The sequence below is a fragment of the Geoalkalibacter ferrihydriticus DSM 17813 genome, from assembly GCF_000820505.1.
GTDB lineage: Bacteria > Desulfobacterota > Desulfuromonadia > Desulfuromonadales > Geoalkalibacteraceae > Geoalkalibacter > Geoalkalibacter ferrihydriticus.
Map to the genome: position 1 here is coordinate 75,081 of NZ_JWJD01000007.1, position 14,726 is coordinate 89,806.

The window sequence follows — 14,726 nt, forward strand, 5'->3', positions numbered from 1 at the left end:
AGTTCATTTTCGCTAAAAAAATATTTGATATCCCCTTGTTTTGCGGGAAGAAATTTATTTTGATTAAAAACCATAGCCATCGCTTGGTGTACTTGTCAAGAAGAATCGCCGTGCCTGCTTGAGGCGAGACAAACGATGTTTATCATCCATCGACCCCGCACTGGTCTAGCAACGGCGGTGCCAAGAGGTCGGCTGCGTATACAAAGTCTAAAAATATCGTTAGTTTTCTCAAGGTCAAGGCGGCTTTTCCATTAATTTAAGGGGAACTGTCCTGCTGTTTCGGGGGGCGGCATGCGGCCGATTTTGGCCGCCATCGGCGGAACCTGCTGCAAAAACCGCCTGACCAGCTTGCCGCCGAGCCAGAATGGGATAAATTTGTGGACATCCGGAAGGAGGGTTTAAGTTCATGGACGCAATGGTTGGGGTGGTTTCCGATACGCACCTGCGCGGCGGGCCTGAGTGCTATACTTACCTTGAACAGCTCGGACGGAATTTTTTCGCTGGTGCGCAGGCCGTGATCCATGCGGGTGATATGATCAACGCGGACCTGCTTGATGCCTTTCGTCCCTTGCCGGTCTATGGGGTGCGCGGCAACATGGATGCGGCTCACCCGGATCTGCCCTACAAGCGCATTATCGAATTGGCGGGTTTTCGCATTGGCCTGATTCATGGTTGGGGCTCACCCCAGGGGCTCGAAGAGCGGCTGCTCAGTGAATTCGCCGATACGCAACTTGACTGTCTGGTTTATGGCCACAGTCACTATCCCCTCAATGAGTGGCGCGGCAACCTGCTGCTGTTTAATCCGGGCAGCCCCACCGATTCACGTGAGGCGCCGTTTCCCACGGTGGGGCGACTGTATCTGGGAGAGACTATACGCGGTGAAATCCTGCGCTGCGGTTGAGGGTGTTGATCAGAAAGTGAGAGTGTTTACCTATGGATTGTCTCTGGGCGCCATGGCGCATGACCTATATCAATGCTGAGCCGGTAGAAGATTGCATTTTCTGCCTGCGCGACTTGCAGGAGCAGGATTCTAAGCGTTTGGTGCTTTATCGCGGTGAGCACACTTTGATCATCATGAATCGCTTCCCCTATACCAACGGGCATCTGATGGTGGCGCCTTTCCGCCACAGCGCCGAACTTGATGATTTCAACGAGGCGGAAATCCTTGAGATGTACCGTCTGGTCGCTCTGGCGCGTAGGGTGTTGGGGGAAACCTCGCATCCCGACGGTTTCAACATCGGCCTCAATCTCGGTCGGGCCGCCGGCGCCGGGGTAACGGAACACCTGCATTACCATGTGGTGCCTCGCTGGAGCGGTGATACCAACTTTATGCCGGTATTCGCCGATGTTCGCGTGGTGCCCCAGCATCTTGAAGAAACCTATGCTCTTCTGCGCAAGGCTTTTCGGCAATACGAAAATCGCCCGGGTTAAATCCCAGCCGGTCGCGCCTTTGAATTCCCCTTCATCCTGTGATATTCTGAGCGTGGTTTAGCTTATCGTTATTAAGGAATCGTAATTTCTTGGGTGAGATAACCAATCACCCCGCAGGCCGTGGCGGGTGAGTGCCGCGGCATAAGATGCAAAAAATACTTCGGTTCCGGTGAAAGGAAACATGATAAATGCTTGAATTGTTCAATCAGGGTGGCCCCTTCATGTGGCCTATTGGTGTGTGTTCGGTCATCGCCCTGGCTATTTTTCTCGAACGGGTTTATGTGTACCTGCGTATCAGTCGCGGATCTGATTTGTTGTTACGCGAAATCGAACAGCTTGTCTCTCTGAAAAAAACCGAAGAGGCGGTCATCGTTTGTCAGCGGGCGGGAACGCCCCTTGCGCGAATTTTCATTGCCGCGTTGCGTGTCGCCGGGCGCGACCGCGGCCAGATCAAAACCCTGGTGGAGGAGGCCGGCAATCGTGAGTCCGCGCCTCTGGCCCGTTATCTCGGGCTGATGGCAACCATTGCCAATATCTCGCCGCTGCTCGGTCTGCTCGGTACCGTGTGGGGCATGATCCAGGCCTTCAACGTTATCGCCGCGCAGGGTGTGGGTACGCCGGCAACCCTGGGAGGGGGAATTTCGCAGGCCTTGATTACCACGGCCGCCGGTTTGACCGTGGCCATCCCGACCATCCTCGGCCACCGCTATCTCAGCGGGCGCGCCGAACGCATCACCCTGGAGATGGAGGAGTATTCCCTGCATCTCGTTGATCTGCTGGGGAACAAGTAAATGGCCTTTCGTCGCAGATCCTCCAGCGATGTGCGCGTCGACATCACGCCAATGGTCGACGTGGTTTTTTTGCTGCTGATTTTTTTCATGATCTCCACCACGTTCGTCGAAGCGCCGGGTATCGACATCCACCTGCCTGAAGCCGGTTCCGAGGTTGTGGAGCGTGAAGCAGAAGAGATCAAGGTTTATCTGTCGCGCGAAGGAGACATTTTCCTCGGCGACCAAAAAACCACTTTCGCCGATCTCAAAACACGGCTTGATGACTATGGCCCTCAGGCCGGACAAATGACCTTTATGCTGCTGGCGGATCGTGAAGCGCGCCACGGGCGCGTCGTCGAATTGATGGACGCCGCGCGGAGCGCCGGTTTTACGCGCCTGGCCATCGCCACTGAAGATCCGCAGGGACGCCCATGAAACGCGAATTTATTATCGGTATTGATCTCGGCGGGACAAATTGCCGCTTGGCCCTGGTTGACGAAGGCGGGCAGGTTCTTGACGGACGCCGTTTTTCCAGTCGCGGATATGAACGAGGCCGGGATCTGATCGAGCGCCTTGTCTCTGAATGCCGCAACCTGATTGAGGGGGCCGACAATCAAGGAGCAAGGGTGTCCGCGGTTGGCGCCGGAGTGCCGGGCCTGGTCGACGCACAAGGCCAGGTGGTCACGGCACCCAACCTGGGTTTTCTTAACGGCATACCCTTCGCGCAAGACCTGGCCGAACGCCTAAAGCTTCCCGTTGCCGCCATGAATGACGCCAACGCCATTGCCTGGGGTGAAAAAATCTGGGGCGCCGGAAAGGATCTGCACTCCTCCCTAACGGTGACGTTAGGTACCGGGGTCGGTGGCGGACTGATTCTCGCCGACCGTCTGTGGATCGGCGTCGATGGGAGCGCGGGCGAATTCGGCCACATCAACGTCGAGCCTGAAGGTCCTCCCTGTGGGTGCGGCAGTCGCGGCTGCCTCGAACAATACTCATCCGCTACGGGGATTTTGCGTTCGGTGCGGGCTGCACTTGGGGCCGGTCAGGCGTCCTGCCTCGCAAAGCTTGAGCCCGAGGCCTTGACTTCCGCCGAGGTTGGCCGGGCCGCGCGAAATGAAGATGCCTTGGCCGTCGAGGTTTTGCAGGACGCGGGGCGACGCCTGGGGCAAGCCTTGGCGGGGGTTGCCAACCTGCTGAATCTGGACGGGGTGGTCATTTGCGGCGGCGTTGCGGAAAGTCTGGACCTGCTGCTGCCTTCCTTGCAGGAGGAGCTTTTCCGGCGCGCTTTTGAGCGGCCTGCGCGGCGCTTGCAAATCGTTGCGGGCACCCTCGGCGATAATGCCGGAATTCTTGGCGCCGCTCTATTCGGGAGCAAGCCGGATGTCGTGTGGGCCGCATGACCCACAGGGTCTGATCACGGAATCGGACAAACCATGATAGAGGGTTAATTTTTTCTTGACCTTCATCGGTTGGTGGGTTAGTTTGTGGCTAATGAGGAATGGCTTAACTCTTGGCGTTGCCGGTCGTCGTGGCCGTGACTGCGCTTGCACTGCTGGGTTGAAACAGGAATCCTAGGGAGCACTATTGTGAGCGTTGCCGGCAAAAATATCGATCGCAAAATACTCTATACCCTGGGGGGGCTCGGGCTTGGTATTCTGGCGCCCATCGGCTGGATTCTGTTACGCCCGCTGTTGTTCTGGGCTCCCGGCGTCGGCTACTGGGAACAAGTCGGCAGGGCCCTTCTCGCCGGCGGGGAAAGTCTCGCGCTGTTTCTGTACATGGGGGGCGGCACGGCCGTAGTGCTTGGCTGCTTTGGGTTTTTTATCGGAAAGTCGAGCCAGCAGATTCACGAGCGCGCCCAGCGACTCAATGAACTCAACCAAGAGGTCGCGGTGCAAAAAAAAGAATTTGAGCGGCGCTTCCATGACCTGAATGCCAGTATAAAAAGCTTCCACGGCATCAACGCCAATATTCAGAAAACCATCGTTGCCGATGAGGTTCTGGATCTTGCCGCGGAAGGTCTGCACAGCATTCTCGGGTATGACCGTGTTAATGTCTTCATGGTCGACAGTTCCCGCGAAAGCCTCGACTGGGTCGCCTGTCGCGGGGGCGCCGCCGCGCCAGCCCAGCGGCCCGTTATTCCACTGGACCGGCGCGCCGGAGCCCTGTTTCTGGCGTATAACGACGGGCGCATTATTTTGGTTGACAACGTACGCAGCATGCCGCCTGAATATCGCCTGGAACCACCTCTGCGGGATATTCCCCAGTTGCGTTCGCGCAGTTTCATACTCTGTCCCATCGTTGTTAACGAAGAGGTGCTCGGTTTGTTCGCGGTGGACAACAAGAGCAAGCAGAAGACCCTGGATGAAACCGATGTGGATACCGTCAAGCTTTTTGCCGATCAGGTTTCGGCGGCTTTGACCAAAATCAACCTGATCGGGGCGGTTGAAGCGCTGATTCGTGAATTGACCCACACCTTCGACGATTTTTCCAGGTATCGTGAGGATTACTCGCGCCAGGTTTCCAGCTTGAAGCGGGCGACGGCCTCCACCGCTGCGTCCATTGCCGAAATTGCAGGCGGCGCAGATGTCGTGCGCGATGCGGTCAGTAGCACCCAGTCCGCTTCGACGGAAATTTCCGTGTCCATCGAAGAGGTTTCACAGAACATGAAACTTCTTACGGATTTTATGGAGAACTCCATCTCTGCCATGACCGAGATCAGCACCACCATCCGCAGCGTCGAGGAAAACGGCGCCATATCCCAGCAGATGTCCGAGACCGTGCAGAAGCAGGCGGAAGAGGGGGTCGGCTCGGTTACCAACACTATGGAGGGTCTCAAAGGCATTGCCTTGGCCGTGCAGGATGCCGCAACGGTTATCGAAACCCTGTCGCAGAAGAGTCAGCAGATCGACAGTATCACCACGGTCATCAATGAAATCACCCAAAAGACCAACCTGCTGGCTCTCAACGCCGCGATTATCGCAGCTCAGGCCGGAGAGCAGGGGCGCTCCTTTGGCGTGGTGGCTGAAGAAATCCGTGGTCTTTCACAGGAAACCTCCAGCTCGACGGGAGCCATCACCCAGATTATCCAGGAGATTCAGGATTCTACCCACAAGGCGGTAGGGCACATCGGCAAAACCCGCGATTGGGTGCAAAAAGGCCTGGACATGGGGCGTGGGACCGAGACCTCTCTGCGTCAGATTCTGGATAGCTCCGTCAAGGCCATGGGCATGGCGCGCGAAATCCGCAGCGCAACCCAGGAAGTGGCTCACAGCGCCGAGTACGTCACAAAATCCATCGAAGAGCTTGGTGAAATGGCCGGCCAGGTGTCCATGGCTTTTCGCGAGCAGGCCCAGGGCAGCCACAGCATCGTCAAATCCATCGAAGAGATCACCAATATGGCTGATGATATGGTGGTGGCGACCGCCAAGCAGGAAAAAGATACTCGCGAGATCGAATCGGGAGTGGATTCGGTGCAGCAAATGGCGACCCGAATTTTTTCAGAGATGGAAGACCGGCGTAAGCAGAGTGCGGAAGTTGTCGAGCGCCTTGAACGTCTCAAGCAGGCTTGATGCAAAGTTTCCTACACCGCTGAGATTGATCGCTATTATTGGCCGGGCGCCCCAGGGGGCGCCCTTGTTTTTTCAGGATTTTTGCAGAAGGATGGTGCTGAATTCTTGCAACATACGATTTTGCACCACCCGGCACCCGAGCTTTTCGTAGCAGGCGCGCACGTCAAAGTTAAACTCCCATAAAATTCCCGAAAGCAGCAAGAACCCGCCGGTACGCACCCGCGCGACGAGTTCCGGCGCAAAATCAAGCAGCAGGTCTCCGTAAATATTGGCCAGAGCCAGGTCGAAATCCTTTTCTTCGATGCTGTCGAGGCTGCCGGCAAGGTTTCGCACGCGCTGGTCCAGGGCGTTGAGTCGGCAATTTTTTTCACAGGTCCGCACCGCATCCGGATTGATGTCGACACAGACGGCGTCCTCAGCGCCGAGTTTGAGAGCTGCCAGGGCGAGAATGCCCGTGCCGCTGCCGAGGTCGAGAATGCGCGCCTTTTTGACCTCCTGCAACTCTTCGAGGATTTCGATGCAGCTTGCGCTGGTTTCGTGCTCCCCCGAGCCGAAAGCGCCCTTGGCGATGATCAGGTTGATGCGGTCGTCCCGAGGTGCAGCGCAGTCGGGGGGAATAATGCGGAAACGTTTGCCGATGGTGAAGGCAGGATAGGTGTCCTTTGTCATTTGTCCTTTGTCCTTTGTCCTTTGTCCTTTGTCCTTTGTTAGCTGTCGGTCCGAGTCTTCTGGCTCCATCAAGTCACGACCATGAAATCCACGCCCTCCTTCAGACCTTTCTGTCGGGCCCAGGTGCGGACCTGGGGGCGCGCCTGACGCGAGCCGATGGTGACCAGCAGGGGTGGGCCGCCAGGGTGCAGGTGCTCGATGGAAACGACCGGGGCGTTGTGGATACGCTGGCCGATTTTGCGCGGATTGATTTCAATCCACCGTGTTACGCCGATTCCGGCTTCGCCAAGAGATTTTCGCCAGGCTTTGCCTTCGAGGCCGGCGCCCCACAGGGTCACTTCCTGGGCGCGGTGCAGAAAACTCTGCTTGAGGTAATGAATCTTGCCCGCGCGAAACGCCGCGGCACTGCAATTTTGCGCGGTGCGGGTCAGGCGTTGGGGCCGGTCACGCCAATCCAGAAGAACCTCGGGCAGGCGCGCGAAGCGCACTCCGGACTGCGCCAGGCGCAACCATAAATCATAGTCTTCCGCCCAGGGGCGATCTTGATAGCCGCCGGCCTGCTGTAAAACTCTTTTGCGCAACATGACGCTCGGATGGGCAAAAGGTGATTCCACAAACAGGTCGCGTAGGATTTCATCCTGCTCGATCAGGCTGTTTTGCCAGTGCTCATAGGCACGCATGCCGTCGGTGATGCGCAGCCTTGGAAAGTGGCGCACCGCGGAAGCGACCAGCCCGACCTCCGGATGCAAACGCAGGAAGCGGGTCTGCAATTCCAGGCGGCGGGGTCGGCAGAGATCATCACCGTCCATGCGCGCCACCAGGGATGCGCGACAGCGGGCCAGACCGAAATTAAGCGCGGCAACCAGGCCCAGGGAGGGGCGGCGGAAGTAGCGGATGCGCCGATCCTGAGCAACCATGCGCTGCAGAATCTCGGCAGTGCGATCATGTGAACCGTCGTCAACGGCAATCAATTCCCAATTGCGCAGGGTTTGTGCCTGCAGAGAGGCCAGGGCCGCCGGAAGAAACCGCTGCTCGTTGCGTACTGCGAGCAAGATGGATACTTGGGGGCTGTTCACAATCCAAAACTTCGCAAGATGTAAAGCGCCAGAGTGTAGGTGAGGGCGGAGAGCAGCGTCGAGAGCATGACAATGGCCCCGGCCAATTCCGCGTCGCCTTTCATCTGATGCGCCATGATGTAGGTTGCCGTGGCCGCCGGAGTGCCGGCGAACAACACGCCGATGGCCAACTCCTGGCCGCGCACACCGAAAAGCAGCAAAATACCGGTGGCCAGCAAGGGCAGCCAGACGATTTTAATGCTGGTGGCGAGAAACGCCCTGATGAGATCTCCGCGCAGCCTATCCAGGGAAAACGACCCGCCGATAGCCAGCAGCGCCAAGGGCAGGCTCATGCCGGTGGTGATGCGCAGCGTACTCTCAAGAATGTTTGGCATGGGCAGGTGCAGAAAGCTCCAGGCAATGCCGGCAAAGGAGGCGATGATCAGCGGATTGAGAAGTAATTGACGCGCCCAGAAACGCGCCCCCTGATCCCCGCCGTCCTTGCTGTGGGGCAGCAACAGAGCCAGGATGGCAAAAAAATTGAGTACCGGTACCAAAAAGCCCATGAGGATGCCGGCGCGCGTCAGGCCCGCGCTGCCATAGGCGTTGAATATGATAGCCAGGCCCACATAAGCCAGATTACCGCGAAACGCGCCCTGGCTGAAAGCGCCGCGCGCGGCGGCGGGATAGCGGCGCAGAGCGGCGTACCCGTAGGACAGGGCAAAGCCCAGAGCGATGGTCAGGGAGGATCCGAGGATCAGCGCGCCGTTGAAATTGGCAAAGAAGTCAGCCCGGCCGATCTCGTAAAAGAGCAGCAAGGGCAGGGCGATGTAATAGACGAGGCGGTTGGTCTGAAAAAGAAAATGATTGTCGATAAGCCCCACGCGGCGCAGACCGTAGCCCAGGCCGATAACCAGGAACACGGGCGCGACGATGCCGAGAATGTTGAAAAACAGGGCCATATCCGTCTCCAAACCGCGCAAGGATACTGCACTCGGTTTGCAAGTGTCCAACATTTAAACCATAATGGCAAAATAACGATTGCAGGCCTGTTTTTGCTAGAGTAAAAGAATCTATGCAGCAGACACCGCACCCTGCGGCACTGTCGGGCGTTGCAACTGAATTGCAACGAGTAAAGTGAATCTATGCCCAGAAACGACAATCATCTTCGCCTGGTATTCCTGGTAGGATTGATCGTGGTAATTACCGCGCTCCATTATTTCACCGGGACCGAAAAGGTTCATGTTCATGATATTTACCGCCGGCTTTACTACCTCCCCATCATTCTCGGGGGGTTGTGGTTCATGCTCAAGGGAGGCATGGCGACAGCGATTGTCATCTCCATCATCTATGCGCCCCATGTGCTTTTTCAATGGGGACATCATCCCGGCAGCCAACCGGAGCAGTATCTTGAAATCCTGATTTACAACGTCATAGGCTTCATCACCGGCTTTCTGACCCAGCGTGAACGCTTACAGAAAACCCGCTACCAGCAGACCGCCGAGCGGCTGGAGGAAAGCTACATCAAATTGCGCGAACAGGCCGACCAGATACTGGAGATCGAGGATCAATTGCGGCGCGCCGACCGCCTCAGTGCCTTGGGCGAACTCTCCGCTGAATTGGCCCATGAAATTCGTAACCCGCTGGGATCCATCAGCGGCACTGCCGAGATTCTGCAGGATGGGATGGACCCCACCGACCGGCGCTACGAATTTGCCGCTATTTTGCTCAAAGAGGTCGCGCGCCTTAATGCCGTCGTGGAAAATTTTTTGCAGTTCGCGCGCCCGGAGCGTTCGGACAGAGGAGCATTTATGCCCTCGGAGGTTTTGCAGGAGGTATTTACTCTGATTGAGGGCCAGGCCCGGAAAAGCGGCGTGCGCTTGTCTCTGGAGGAGGGTGCCGCAGAGATTCTCGGCGATCGCGATCAGATCAAACAGGCCTGCTTGAACCTGGTGCTCAATGCCGTGCAGGCGATGCCTGGGGGGGGAACTCTCAGCGTTGCGCAACAGCGTGATGGCAAGTTTTTATGCCTGAAGTTTCGCGATAACGGTCCGGGGATCGCGGCCGCTGATCTGGAGCGAATTTTTGCGCCTTTTTTTACCACGCGCGCTGATGGTGTGGGGCTGGGGCTTGCAATTACCCAACGAATTGTGCGACGCAACGGCGGTGAAATCAGAGTCGAGAGCCGTCCCGGTGAAGGTACGACCTTCAGCCTGTGCCTTCCCCTTGCCGATTCGTCTTCAAACCCATAGGAGTTTTCTTTTGTCCAAGCGCTCTTTGCTGATTATCGAAGATGACGATTCCTTGCGCCGAGTGCTGGAATTTTCCCTGGAAGAAGCAGGCTATCAGGTCCTGACCGCCGCTGACGGCGATGTCGGTCTCGAGCTTTTCCGCAACGCCCAGCCCCCGTTGGTGATAACGGATATCGCCATGCCGGGAATGTCCGGATACGAAGTTCTCAAGGCCATCAAGCAGGAGCGGCCTGAGACCCTGGTGGTCGTGATCACCGCCTTTGGCTCCGTGGAAAAAGCGGTCGAAGCCATGAAGCTCGGAGCCTACGATTACCTCACCAAGCCCTTCGGTCGCGATGAATTGCGCCTGGTGGTGGCCAAAGCTCTCGCCTACCGCGGATTGCAGGAAGAGAATGCGCGGCTTAAGGAAGAACTCAATGAGCGCGTTGACTTTTCTTCCATCGTCGGGATTTCGGAAAAGATGCAACAGGTGTTCGATGTGGTGCGCCGGGTGGCCGATACCGAGGCCACCGTGTTGTTGCTTGGTGAAAGCGGCACCGGCAAGGAGTTGGTGGCAAGCGCGATTCACCACGGCAGCGAACGGGCGAAAGAGCCTTTTGTCCCCGTCAACTGCGCCGCTATTCCGCACGAACTCTTGGAAAGCGAACTCTTCGGCCATGTTCGCGGTGCTTTTACCGGTGCGGTGCGTGATCGCCCCGGAAAATTTGCTCAAGCCGACGGCGGCACCCTGTTTCTCGATGAGGTGGGTGATCTTCCTCACGATCTGCAGCCCAAATTGCTCCGAGCCCTGCAGGAGCGCGAGATTGAACCGGTTGGGGGAAGCGCACGCAAGGTGGATGTCCGTGTCGTGGCGGCCACCAATTGCAATCTGGAAGAGGCCGTGGCTGCCGGTCGATTTCGCGAAGATCTCTATTACCGCTTGGCGGTGATTCCGGTATACCTGCCCGCCTTGCGTGAGCGGCTTGACGATATTCCCGTGCTGGTGCACCACTTTCTCAAAAAACATGGCGGCGAGGGTGTGCGGATCAGTGACGCACTGTCGCGGCAACTGGCGTCCCATACCTGGCCCGGCAACGTTCGTGAGTTGGAGAATTGTGTGGAACGCATGCTGATCTTGCGCCGCAGCGATATCCTTGATGTCGAGGATTTTCGACCGGTTGCCGGCACGACGGCGAAATCAAGTCAGCTCCGGGTACTTAATCTGCCCGATGGGGGCTATGCCCTTGAAGATATTGAGAAGGAGGCGGTTCTGGAAGCCCTGCGGCGCAACGACGGCAATCAAACGCGGGCCGCGGCTTTTTTGCGAATTCCTCGGCACACCCTGATCTATCGCATGGAAAAATACGGAATACGCAAATAAGGAGTGGTTGTATGTCGCGATTACTGGTAAATGGCGACCTGCCCATGGAAACCGTGGATAATCTGCCCTTTGAACTGGATGGCTGGATTGATACGGCCCCTTTTGAGGATCTTGTCGGCTTGCGCATCGAGAGCGCCTCAGAGGGTCGCGCTTTGCTGAGTCTTGTCTTCAGGGTCAAGTTGTCCCAGGGAGCAGGGCTTATGCACGGCGGCGCGTTGACGACCCTGGCCGATACCGCGGTGGCCATGGCAATCAAGAGCTTGTTGCCGCAAGGTTCGCAGTTTGCCACAACCGAGTTGCGCATGACTTTTCTGGCTCCGGTGCGATCCGGCCTGGTCAGGGCGCGGGCCGAGGTGCGCGGACCTGAGGGCCGCAGTTTTTTCGGCGAGGCCGTGCTCAGCGATGAGCAGGAACGCGAGGTTGCTCGTTTCCACTCGGTGTTTCGCGTGGCGCGTGGTCAGGGCTTTGAAGAATGACACGTACGGAGTTTGAAGAGCAGGTTGAGCGGGCCATTGCTTCTATTCCCGCAGAGTTTCTTGCGCGGGCCGAAAATCTCTCGTTTCAGGTGCATGACTGGGCCGATGACGAAATCCTTTCCGGCGTCGGCCTGGAAGATCCGCGTGATCTGCTTGGCTACTATATGGGCTGGCCTCTCACGGAGCGCAGTATCGACTTTGTCAGTACGCCGCCCGACCTGATCATCATTTTCCAGAAAGCCGTTGAAAATTTCACTGAGGAAACCGGCCAGCCCCTCGCCCGTGTGCTGCGCGAAACCGTTATGCACGAACTCGCTCACTATTTCGGGTTCAGCGAAGATGAAATGGACCTTATCGAGCAACTCTGGGAAGAGGAAAAAGACGACCGCTTTTCTTGACTTTATCCCGACAAACGATTAAATATATAAATTCTGGAATATTTAAACGAAAGGTTTTTTTCTATGCGTCGCTATGTCCCTGTGTTTGTTGTTTTGCTGCTCCTCGCCGCTACTTTGTTCATCATGGGCGGCGCTCCAAGGCCCGATGCGCCTCCGGCACCCAGTGTGCGCGTGGGCACCGTTGCTCCCGATTTCACTTTGCGCACCTATGATGGGGACACGGTCACACTCTCGCATCTGCGGGGCAAGGTTGTTCTGATCAACTTCTGGGCAACCTGGTGCCCGCCATGCCGCGCGGAAAAGCCCGCCTTGGAAAAACTTTATCAGAGATTCAGCAATCGCGATGATTTCGAGATTCTGGCCGTTAACGTCGAAGAGGATGCCCAGCGGGCCCTTGATGTCTATCTGGAGAGAAATCCCCACAGCTTTCCGATTCCCATCGACGCTCAAGCGCGCGTGCAGGAACTCTATCGCGTCTATCGTTTTCCCGAGACCTTCATTCTTGACCGCAACGGAATCGTGGTGGATCATGTCATCGGCGGTCGTGATTGGACCGATGCCCAAGTGATCGCTTACATCTCCCGGTTGCTCGGAGAATAGGGGCTTTTTATGCAGGCCGGCGCCGACATTACGTTCTGGATCGCCTTTTCAGCGGGGGTGCTTTCCTTCTTTTCACCTTGCGTTCTCCCCCTGATTCCCTCTTATCTCACCTACATCACCGGAATTTCATTCGGCCAGCTCAAAGATTCCCATCCGGATGCCAAGGTACGCTGGACGGTGGTGTTTCACTCCCTGGCCTTCATCCTCGGTTTTTCCATCGTTTTCATTACCTTGGGAGGGCTTGCAGGGTGGGCTTCGCATTCCTTCCAAAGTTATTTACGGGATTGGCTGGGTGTCATCCAGAAGATCGGCGGGGTTCTCATCTTTCTATTCGGCATTCATATGACCGGACTGTTGCATTTCGGCATGTTGCTTGGCGAAAAGCGTGTGCATCTGCAGCGCAAGCCCAGCGGACTCTTTGGCACCCTGTTGGTTGGACTCGCCTTTGCCGCGGGCTGGACGCCCTGCATCGGCCCCATTCTCGGTGCGATCCTCGCGCTGGCCGCCAGCACCACGGGCGGAGTAGGCGAAGGCGTCTATCTGCTGTCCGCATACTCTGCGGGGTTGGGGATCCCGTTCTTTGTCTCCGGCTTGCTCTTTCATAGCTTTCTTTCGGTTTTCAATCGCTTCAAGCGCCATATCCGTCTCATGGAGATCTTCACCGGCGTGTTGTTGATGGTGGTGGGAATTATGCTCTTTTTCAATATGTTTGCGTACCTGACGGGTTATCTCTATCAGTGGATGCCGGTCCTTGGTTGATTCATTTATTGACTTGTGCACCAAAACTCGCTATGCATATCATTTTCAACTGGAGCCGTCATGGGAAAAATTCGCGAAAAGTTTCGCCGCTACCTGACCGATAAGGGGCTTAAGTCCACACAACAGCGCGATATCATTCTGGAAGAATTTCTTCAGGCGGGCTCTCATCTTTCCATTGAAGAACTCTACCTGCGTATCCGTGAGAAACACCCGAATATCGGCTATGCCACGGTTTATCGTACCCTAAAGCTGTTTACCGAGTGCGGTATCGCCGAAGAACATCAATTCGGCGACGGTCAGACCCGCTACGAGTTCGTGGTTGGCGAAGAACATCACGATCACCTCATCTGCACCCAATGCAAGCGCATTATCGAATTCGAAGATTCGCGCATTGAAACCCTACAAGACGAGGTCGCCCGGCGACACAATTTTAAAATTCTCGATCACCGTCTTGAACTTTACGGGCTGTGCGCCGACTGCCGCAAACCCTGAAAGGTTTTTTTTCTTTTTTTGCAAATGTTCGGCGCGTGTCGCCGGGCGTGGCAGCATCGCTTGCGGCAAAAACTCGCCTGCGGCTCAAACATTTGCCGCGTCACTCAACTGCCACGCCCGGCGACACAATTGGCAGTGCAGTTGAGTATATATGGCTTTTTAGTGAAAATGAAAATCACTGAAATGTTGCAGGTGCTTGCTCGGTGTCTTCATTGGGAGGCGAGCAGCGTTTGAAGCGGAGCGACCAGACTTCTTCCACGTTTGTGATCAAAGTCGGACATTTGAAAATTTACGTCAATCAGGATTTGGCGTGCGAAATTTTCGTGCGGAAAGCCGATTATTGCTCACTGAAGATTTGGGCGTTGAAAATGTAGATGTCGGTATCGTCGCCTTGCCAGGCGTTGGTGGGCAAGCCTGCCTTGATACAGGTTTGCTTGAGAAAGGTGTTGCGGTCCCAGCCATGCTCGGAAGCGACCTGGGGCAATAGAACTCCGCGGTAGAAGCCTTTTTCGAGGTAGACGCCATGTCTGCCGATTTCAATTTCTTCAATTTCCTCGATTTTTTTCAATGGCGAGAGAACGGAAATTTCCAAGGTAAAATCAGCGAGGTCCTCCTTTTTCATGGGATAGAAGCGCGGATCTTTACTGGCCGAGGCCACGGCCATTTCCGCGATTTCCTTAAATAGAGGCCGTTCCGATTGGAAGTTGCCGATGCAACCGCGCAATTGTCCCTTTTGCTTGATAGTGACAAAACAGCCATTGCGCCGGTTAAGGGATTTTTCTTCGCGCGGTTCAGGCTCGAAGCTACCCGTTGTAACAAAGTCGGTGATCGCCTTGCGAGCGGCTTTGAGAAGGATTTTTTTATCCTTTTCGGTCAGTTCTTTGTCCAAGCG

At 56.2% G+C, this 14,726-nt stretch carries 17 protein-coding genes; 13 read left to right on the top strand and 4 right to left on the bottom strand.

Annotation, left to right across the window (positions count from 1 at the left end; all coding sequences use genetic code 11):
• The first annotated feature begins 406 nt into the window (after positions 1-406).
• The 6 genes from GFER_RS14360 to GFER_RS14385 all read left to right on the top strand — a co-directional run bounded on the left by GFER_RS14360 (position 407) and on the right by GFER_RS14385 (position 5,773).
• A complete protein-coding gene (locus GFER_RS14360; RefSeq protein ID WP_052446448.1) occupies positions 407-901 on the top strand; it encodes a metallophosphoesterase family protein in 495 nt (164 codons plus the stop codon).
• 32 nt (positions 902-933) lie between these two features.
• Entirely contained in the window at positions 934-1,431 is a 498-nt protein-coding gene (locus tag GFER_RS14365) for an HIT family protein (protein WP_040100550.1), read from the top strand.
• Between the two features lie 188 nt (positions 1,432-1,619).
• A complete protein-coding gene (locus GFER_RS14370) occupies positions 1,620-2,222 on the top strand; it encodes a MotA/TolQ/ExbB proton channel family protein (RefSeq protein ID WP_040100551.1) in 603 nt (200 codons plus the stop codon).
• Complete coding sequence (locus GFER_RS14375) at positions 2,223-2,636, top strand: ExbD/TolR family protein (protein ID WP_040100552.1); 414 nt, start codon at positions 2,223-2,225, stop codon at positions 2,634-2,636.
• Positions 2,633-3,601 (top strand): ROK family protein, encoded by a 969-nt coding sequence (locus GFER_RS14380; RefSeq protein WP_040100553.1) that lies wholly within the window; start codon positions 2,633-2,635, stop codon positions 3,599-3,601. The genes GFER_RS14375 and GFER_RS14380 overlap by 4 nt, the downstream gene beginning before the upstream one ends.
• A 186-nt stretch (positions 3,602-3,787) precedes the next feature.
• Positions 3,788-5,773, top strand: coding sequence for a methyl-accepting chemotaxis protein (locus tag GFER_RS14385; RefSeq protein WP_040100554.1), 1,986 nt, complete (start codon positions 3,788-3,790; stop codon positions 5,771-5,773).
• 72 nt (positions 5,774-5,845) lie between these two features.
• Here the strand turns inward: GFER_RS14385 and GFER_RS14390 are convergent, their stop codons facing one another.
• The 3 genes from GFER_RS14390 to GFER_RS14400 are packed head-to-tail and all read right to left on the bottom strand — an operon-like array spanning position 5,846 to position 8,459.
• Positions 5,846-6,511 (bottom strand): 50S ribosomal protein L11 methyltransferase, encoded by a 666-nt coding sequence (locus GFER_RS14390; RefSeq protein WP_327050341.1) that lies wholly within the window; start codon positions 6,509-6,511, stop codon positions 5,846-5,848.
• Complete coding sequence (locus tag GFER_RS14395; protein WP_040100556.1) at positions 6,511-7,518, bottom strand: glycosyltransferase; 1,008 nt, start codon at positions 7,516-7,518, stop codon at positions 6,511-6,513. Before GFER_RS14395 ends, GFER_RS14390 begins: the two co-directional genes overlap by 1 nt.
• Entirely contained in the window at positions 7,515-8,459 is a 945-nt protein-coding gene (locus GFER_RS14400; RefSeq protein ID WP_040100557.1) for an AEC family transporter, read from the bottom strand. Before GFER_RS14400 ends, GFER_RS14395 begins: the two co-directional genes overlap by 4 nt.
• A gap of 183 nt (positions 8,460-8,642) precedes the next feature.
• On the opposite strand from GFER_RS14400, the gene GFER_RS14405 reads away from it, so the two are divergent.
• From GFER_RS14405 to GFER_RS14435, 7 genes are all read left to right on the top strand, one after another.
• A complete protein-coding gene (locus GFER_RS14405) occupies positions 8,643-9,749 on the top strand; it encodes a two-component system sensor histidine kinase NtrB (protein WP_052446449.1) in 1,107 nt (368 codons plus the stop codon).
• Between the two features lie 10 nt (positions 9,750-9,759).
• Positions 9,760-11,109, top strand: coding sequence for a sigma-54-dependent transcriptional regulator (locus tag GFER_RS14410; RefSeq protein WP_040100558.1), 1,350 nt, complete (start codon positions 9,760-9,762; stop codon positions 11,107-11,109).
• Positions 11,110-11,120: 11 nt separating this feature from the next.
• Complete coding sequence (locus GFER_RS14415) at positions 11,121-11,585, top strand: PaaI family thioesterase (protein WP_052446450.1); 465 nt, start codon at positions 11,121-11,123, stop codon at positions 11,583-11,585.
• Positions 11,582-11,983, top strand: a complete 402-nt coding sequence (locus GFER_RS14420; RefSeq protein ID WP_052446451.1) for a metallopeptidase family protein — start codon at positions 11,582-11,584, stop codon at positions 11,981-11,983. The genes GFER_RS14415 and GFER_RS14420 overlap by 4 nt, the downstream gene beginning before the upstream one ends.
• Positions 11,984-12,046: 63 nt before the next feature.
• Complete coding sequence (locus GFER_RS14425; RefSeq protein WP_052446452.1) at positions 12,047-12,583, top strand: TlpA family protein disulfide reductase; 537 nt, start codon at positions 12,047-12,049, stop codon at positions 12,581-12,583.
• Between the two features lie 9 nt (positions 12,584-12,592).
• On the top strand, positions 12,593-13,342 hold the full coding sequence (locus GFER_RS14430; protein ID WP_040100560.1) for a cytochrome c biogenesis CcdA family protein: 750 nt from the start codon (positions 12,593-12,595) through the stop codon (positions 13,340-13,342).
• Positions 13,343-13,402: 60 nt separating this feature from the next.
• The gene (locus tag GFER_RS14435; RefSeq protein WP_040100561.1) at positions 13,403-13,834 is read left to right on the top strand and encodes a Fur family transcriptional regulator; all 432 of its coding nucleotides are present in this window, start codon (positions 13,403-13,405) and stop codon (positions 13,832-13,834) included.
• Between the two features lie 337 nt (positions 13,835-14,171).
• On the opposite strand, the gene amrA is transcribed toward GFER_RS14435, so the two are convergent.
• A complete protein-coding gene (amrA, locus tag GFER_RS14440) occupies positions 14,172-14,723 on the bottom strand; it encodes an AmmeMemoRadiSam system protein A (protein WP_040100564.1) in 552 nt (183 codons plus the stop codon).
• Positions 14,724-14,726: the final 3 nt, after the last annotated feature.

Coding starts and splice junctions, on each gene's coding strand:
- GFER_RS14375 (WP_040100552.1), top strand. CDS start 2,223: ATGGCCTTTCGTCGCAGATCCTCCAGCGATGTGCGCGTCGACATCACG.
- GFER_RS14425 (WP_052446452.1), top strand. CDS start 12,047: ATGCGTCGCTATGTCCCTGTGTTTGTTGTTTTGCTGCTCCTCGCCGCT.
- GFER_RS14435 (WP_040100561.1), top strand. CDS start 13,403: ATGGGAAAAATTCGCGAAAAGTTTCGCCGCTACCTGACCGATAAGGGG.
- GFER_RS14360 (WP_052446448.1), top strand. CDS start 407: ATGGACGCAATGGTTGGGGTGGTTTCCGATACGCACCTGCGCGGCGGG.
- GFER_RS14430 (WP_040100560.1), top strand. CDS start 12,593: ATGCAGGCCGGCGCCGACATTACGTTCTGGATCGCCTTTTCAGCGGGG.
- GFER_RS14415 (WP_052446450.1), top strand. CDS start 11,121: ATGTCGCGATTACTGGTAAATGGCGACCTGCCCATGGAAACCGTGGAT.
- GFER_RS14390 (WP_327050341.1), bottom strand. CDS start 6,511: ATGGAGCCAGAAGACTCGGACCGACAGCTAACAAAGGACAAAGGACAA.
- GFER_RS14365 (WP_040100550.1), top strand. CDS start 934: ATGGATTGTCTCTGGGCGCCATGGCGCATGACCTATATCAATGCTGAG.
- GFER_RS14370 (WP_040100551.1), top strand. CDS start 1,620: ATGCTTGAATTGTTCAATCAGGGTGGCCCCTTCATGTGGCCTATTGGT.
- GFER_RS14405 (WP_052446449.1), top strand. CDS start 8,643: ATGCCCAGAAACGACAATCATCTTCGCCTGGTATTCCTGGTAGGATTG.
- GFER_RS14400 (WP_040100557.1), bottom strand. CDS start 8,459: ATGGCCCTGTTTTTCAACATTCTCGGCATCGTCGCGCCCGTGTTCCTG.
- GFER_RS14420 (WP_052446451.1), top strand. CDS start 11,582: ATGACACGTACGGAGTTTGAAGAGCAGGTTGAGCGGGCCATTGCTTCT.
- GFER_RS14380 (WP_040100553.1), top strand. CDS start 2,633: ATGAAACGCGAATTTATTATCGGTATTGATCTCGGCGGGACAAATTGC.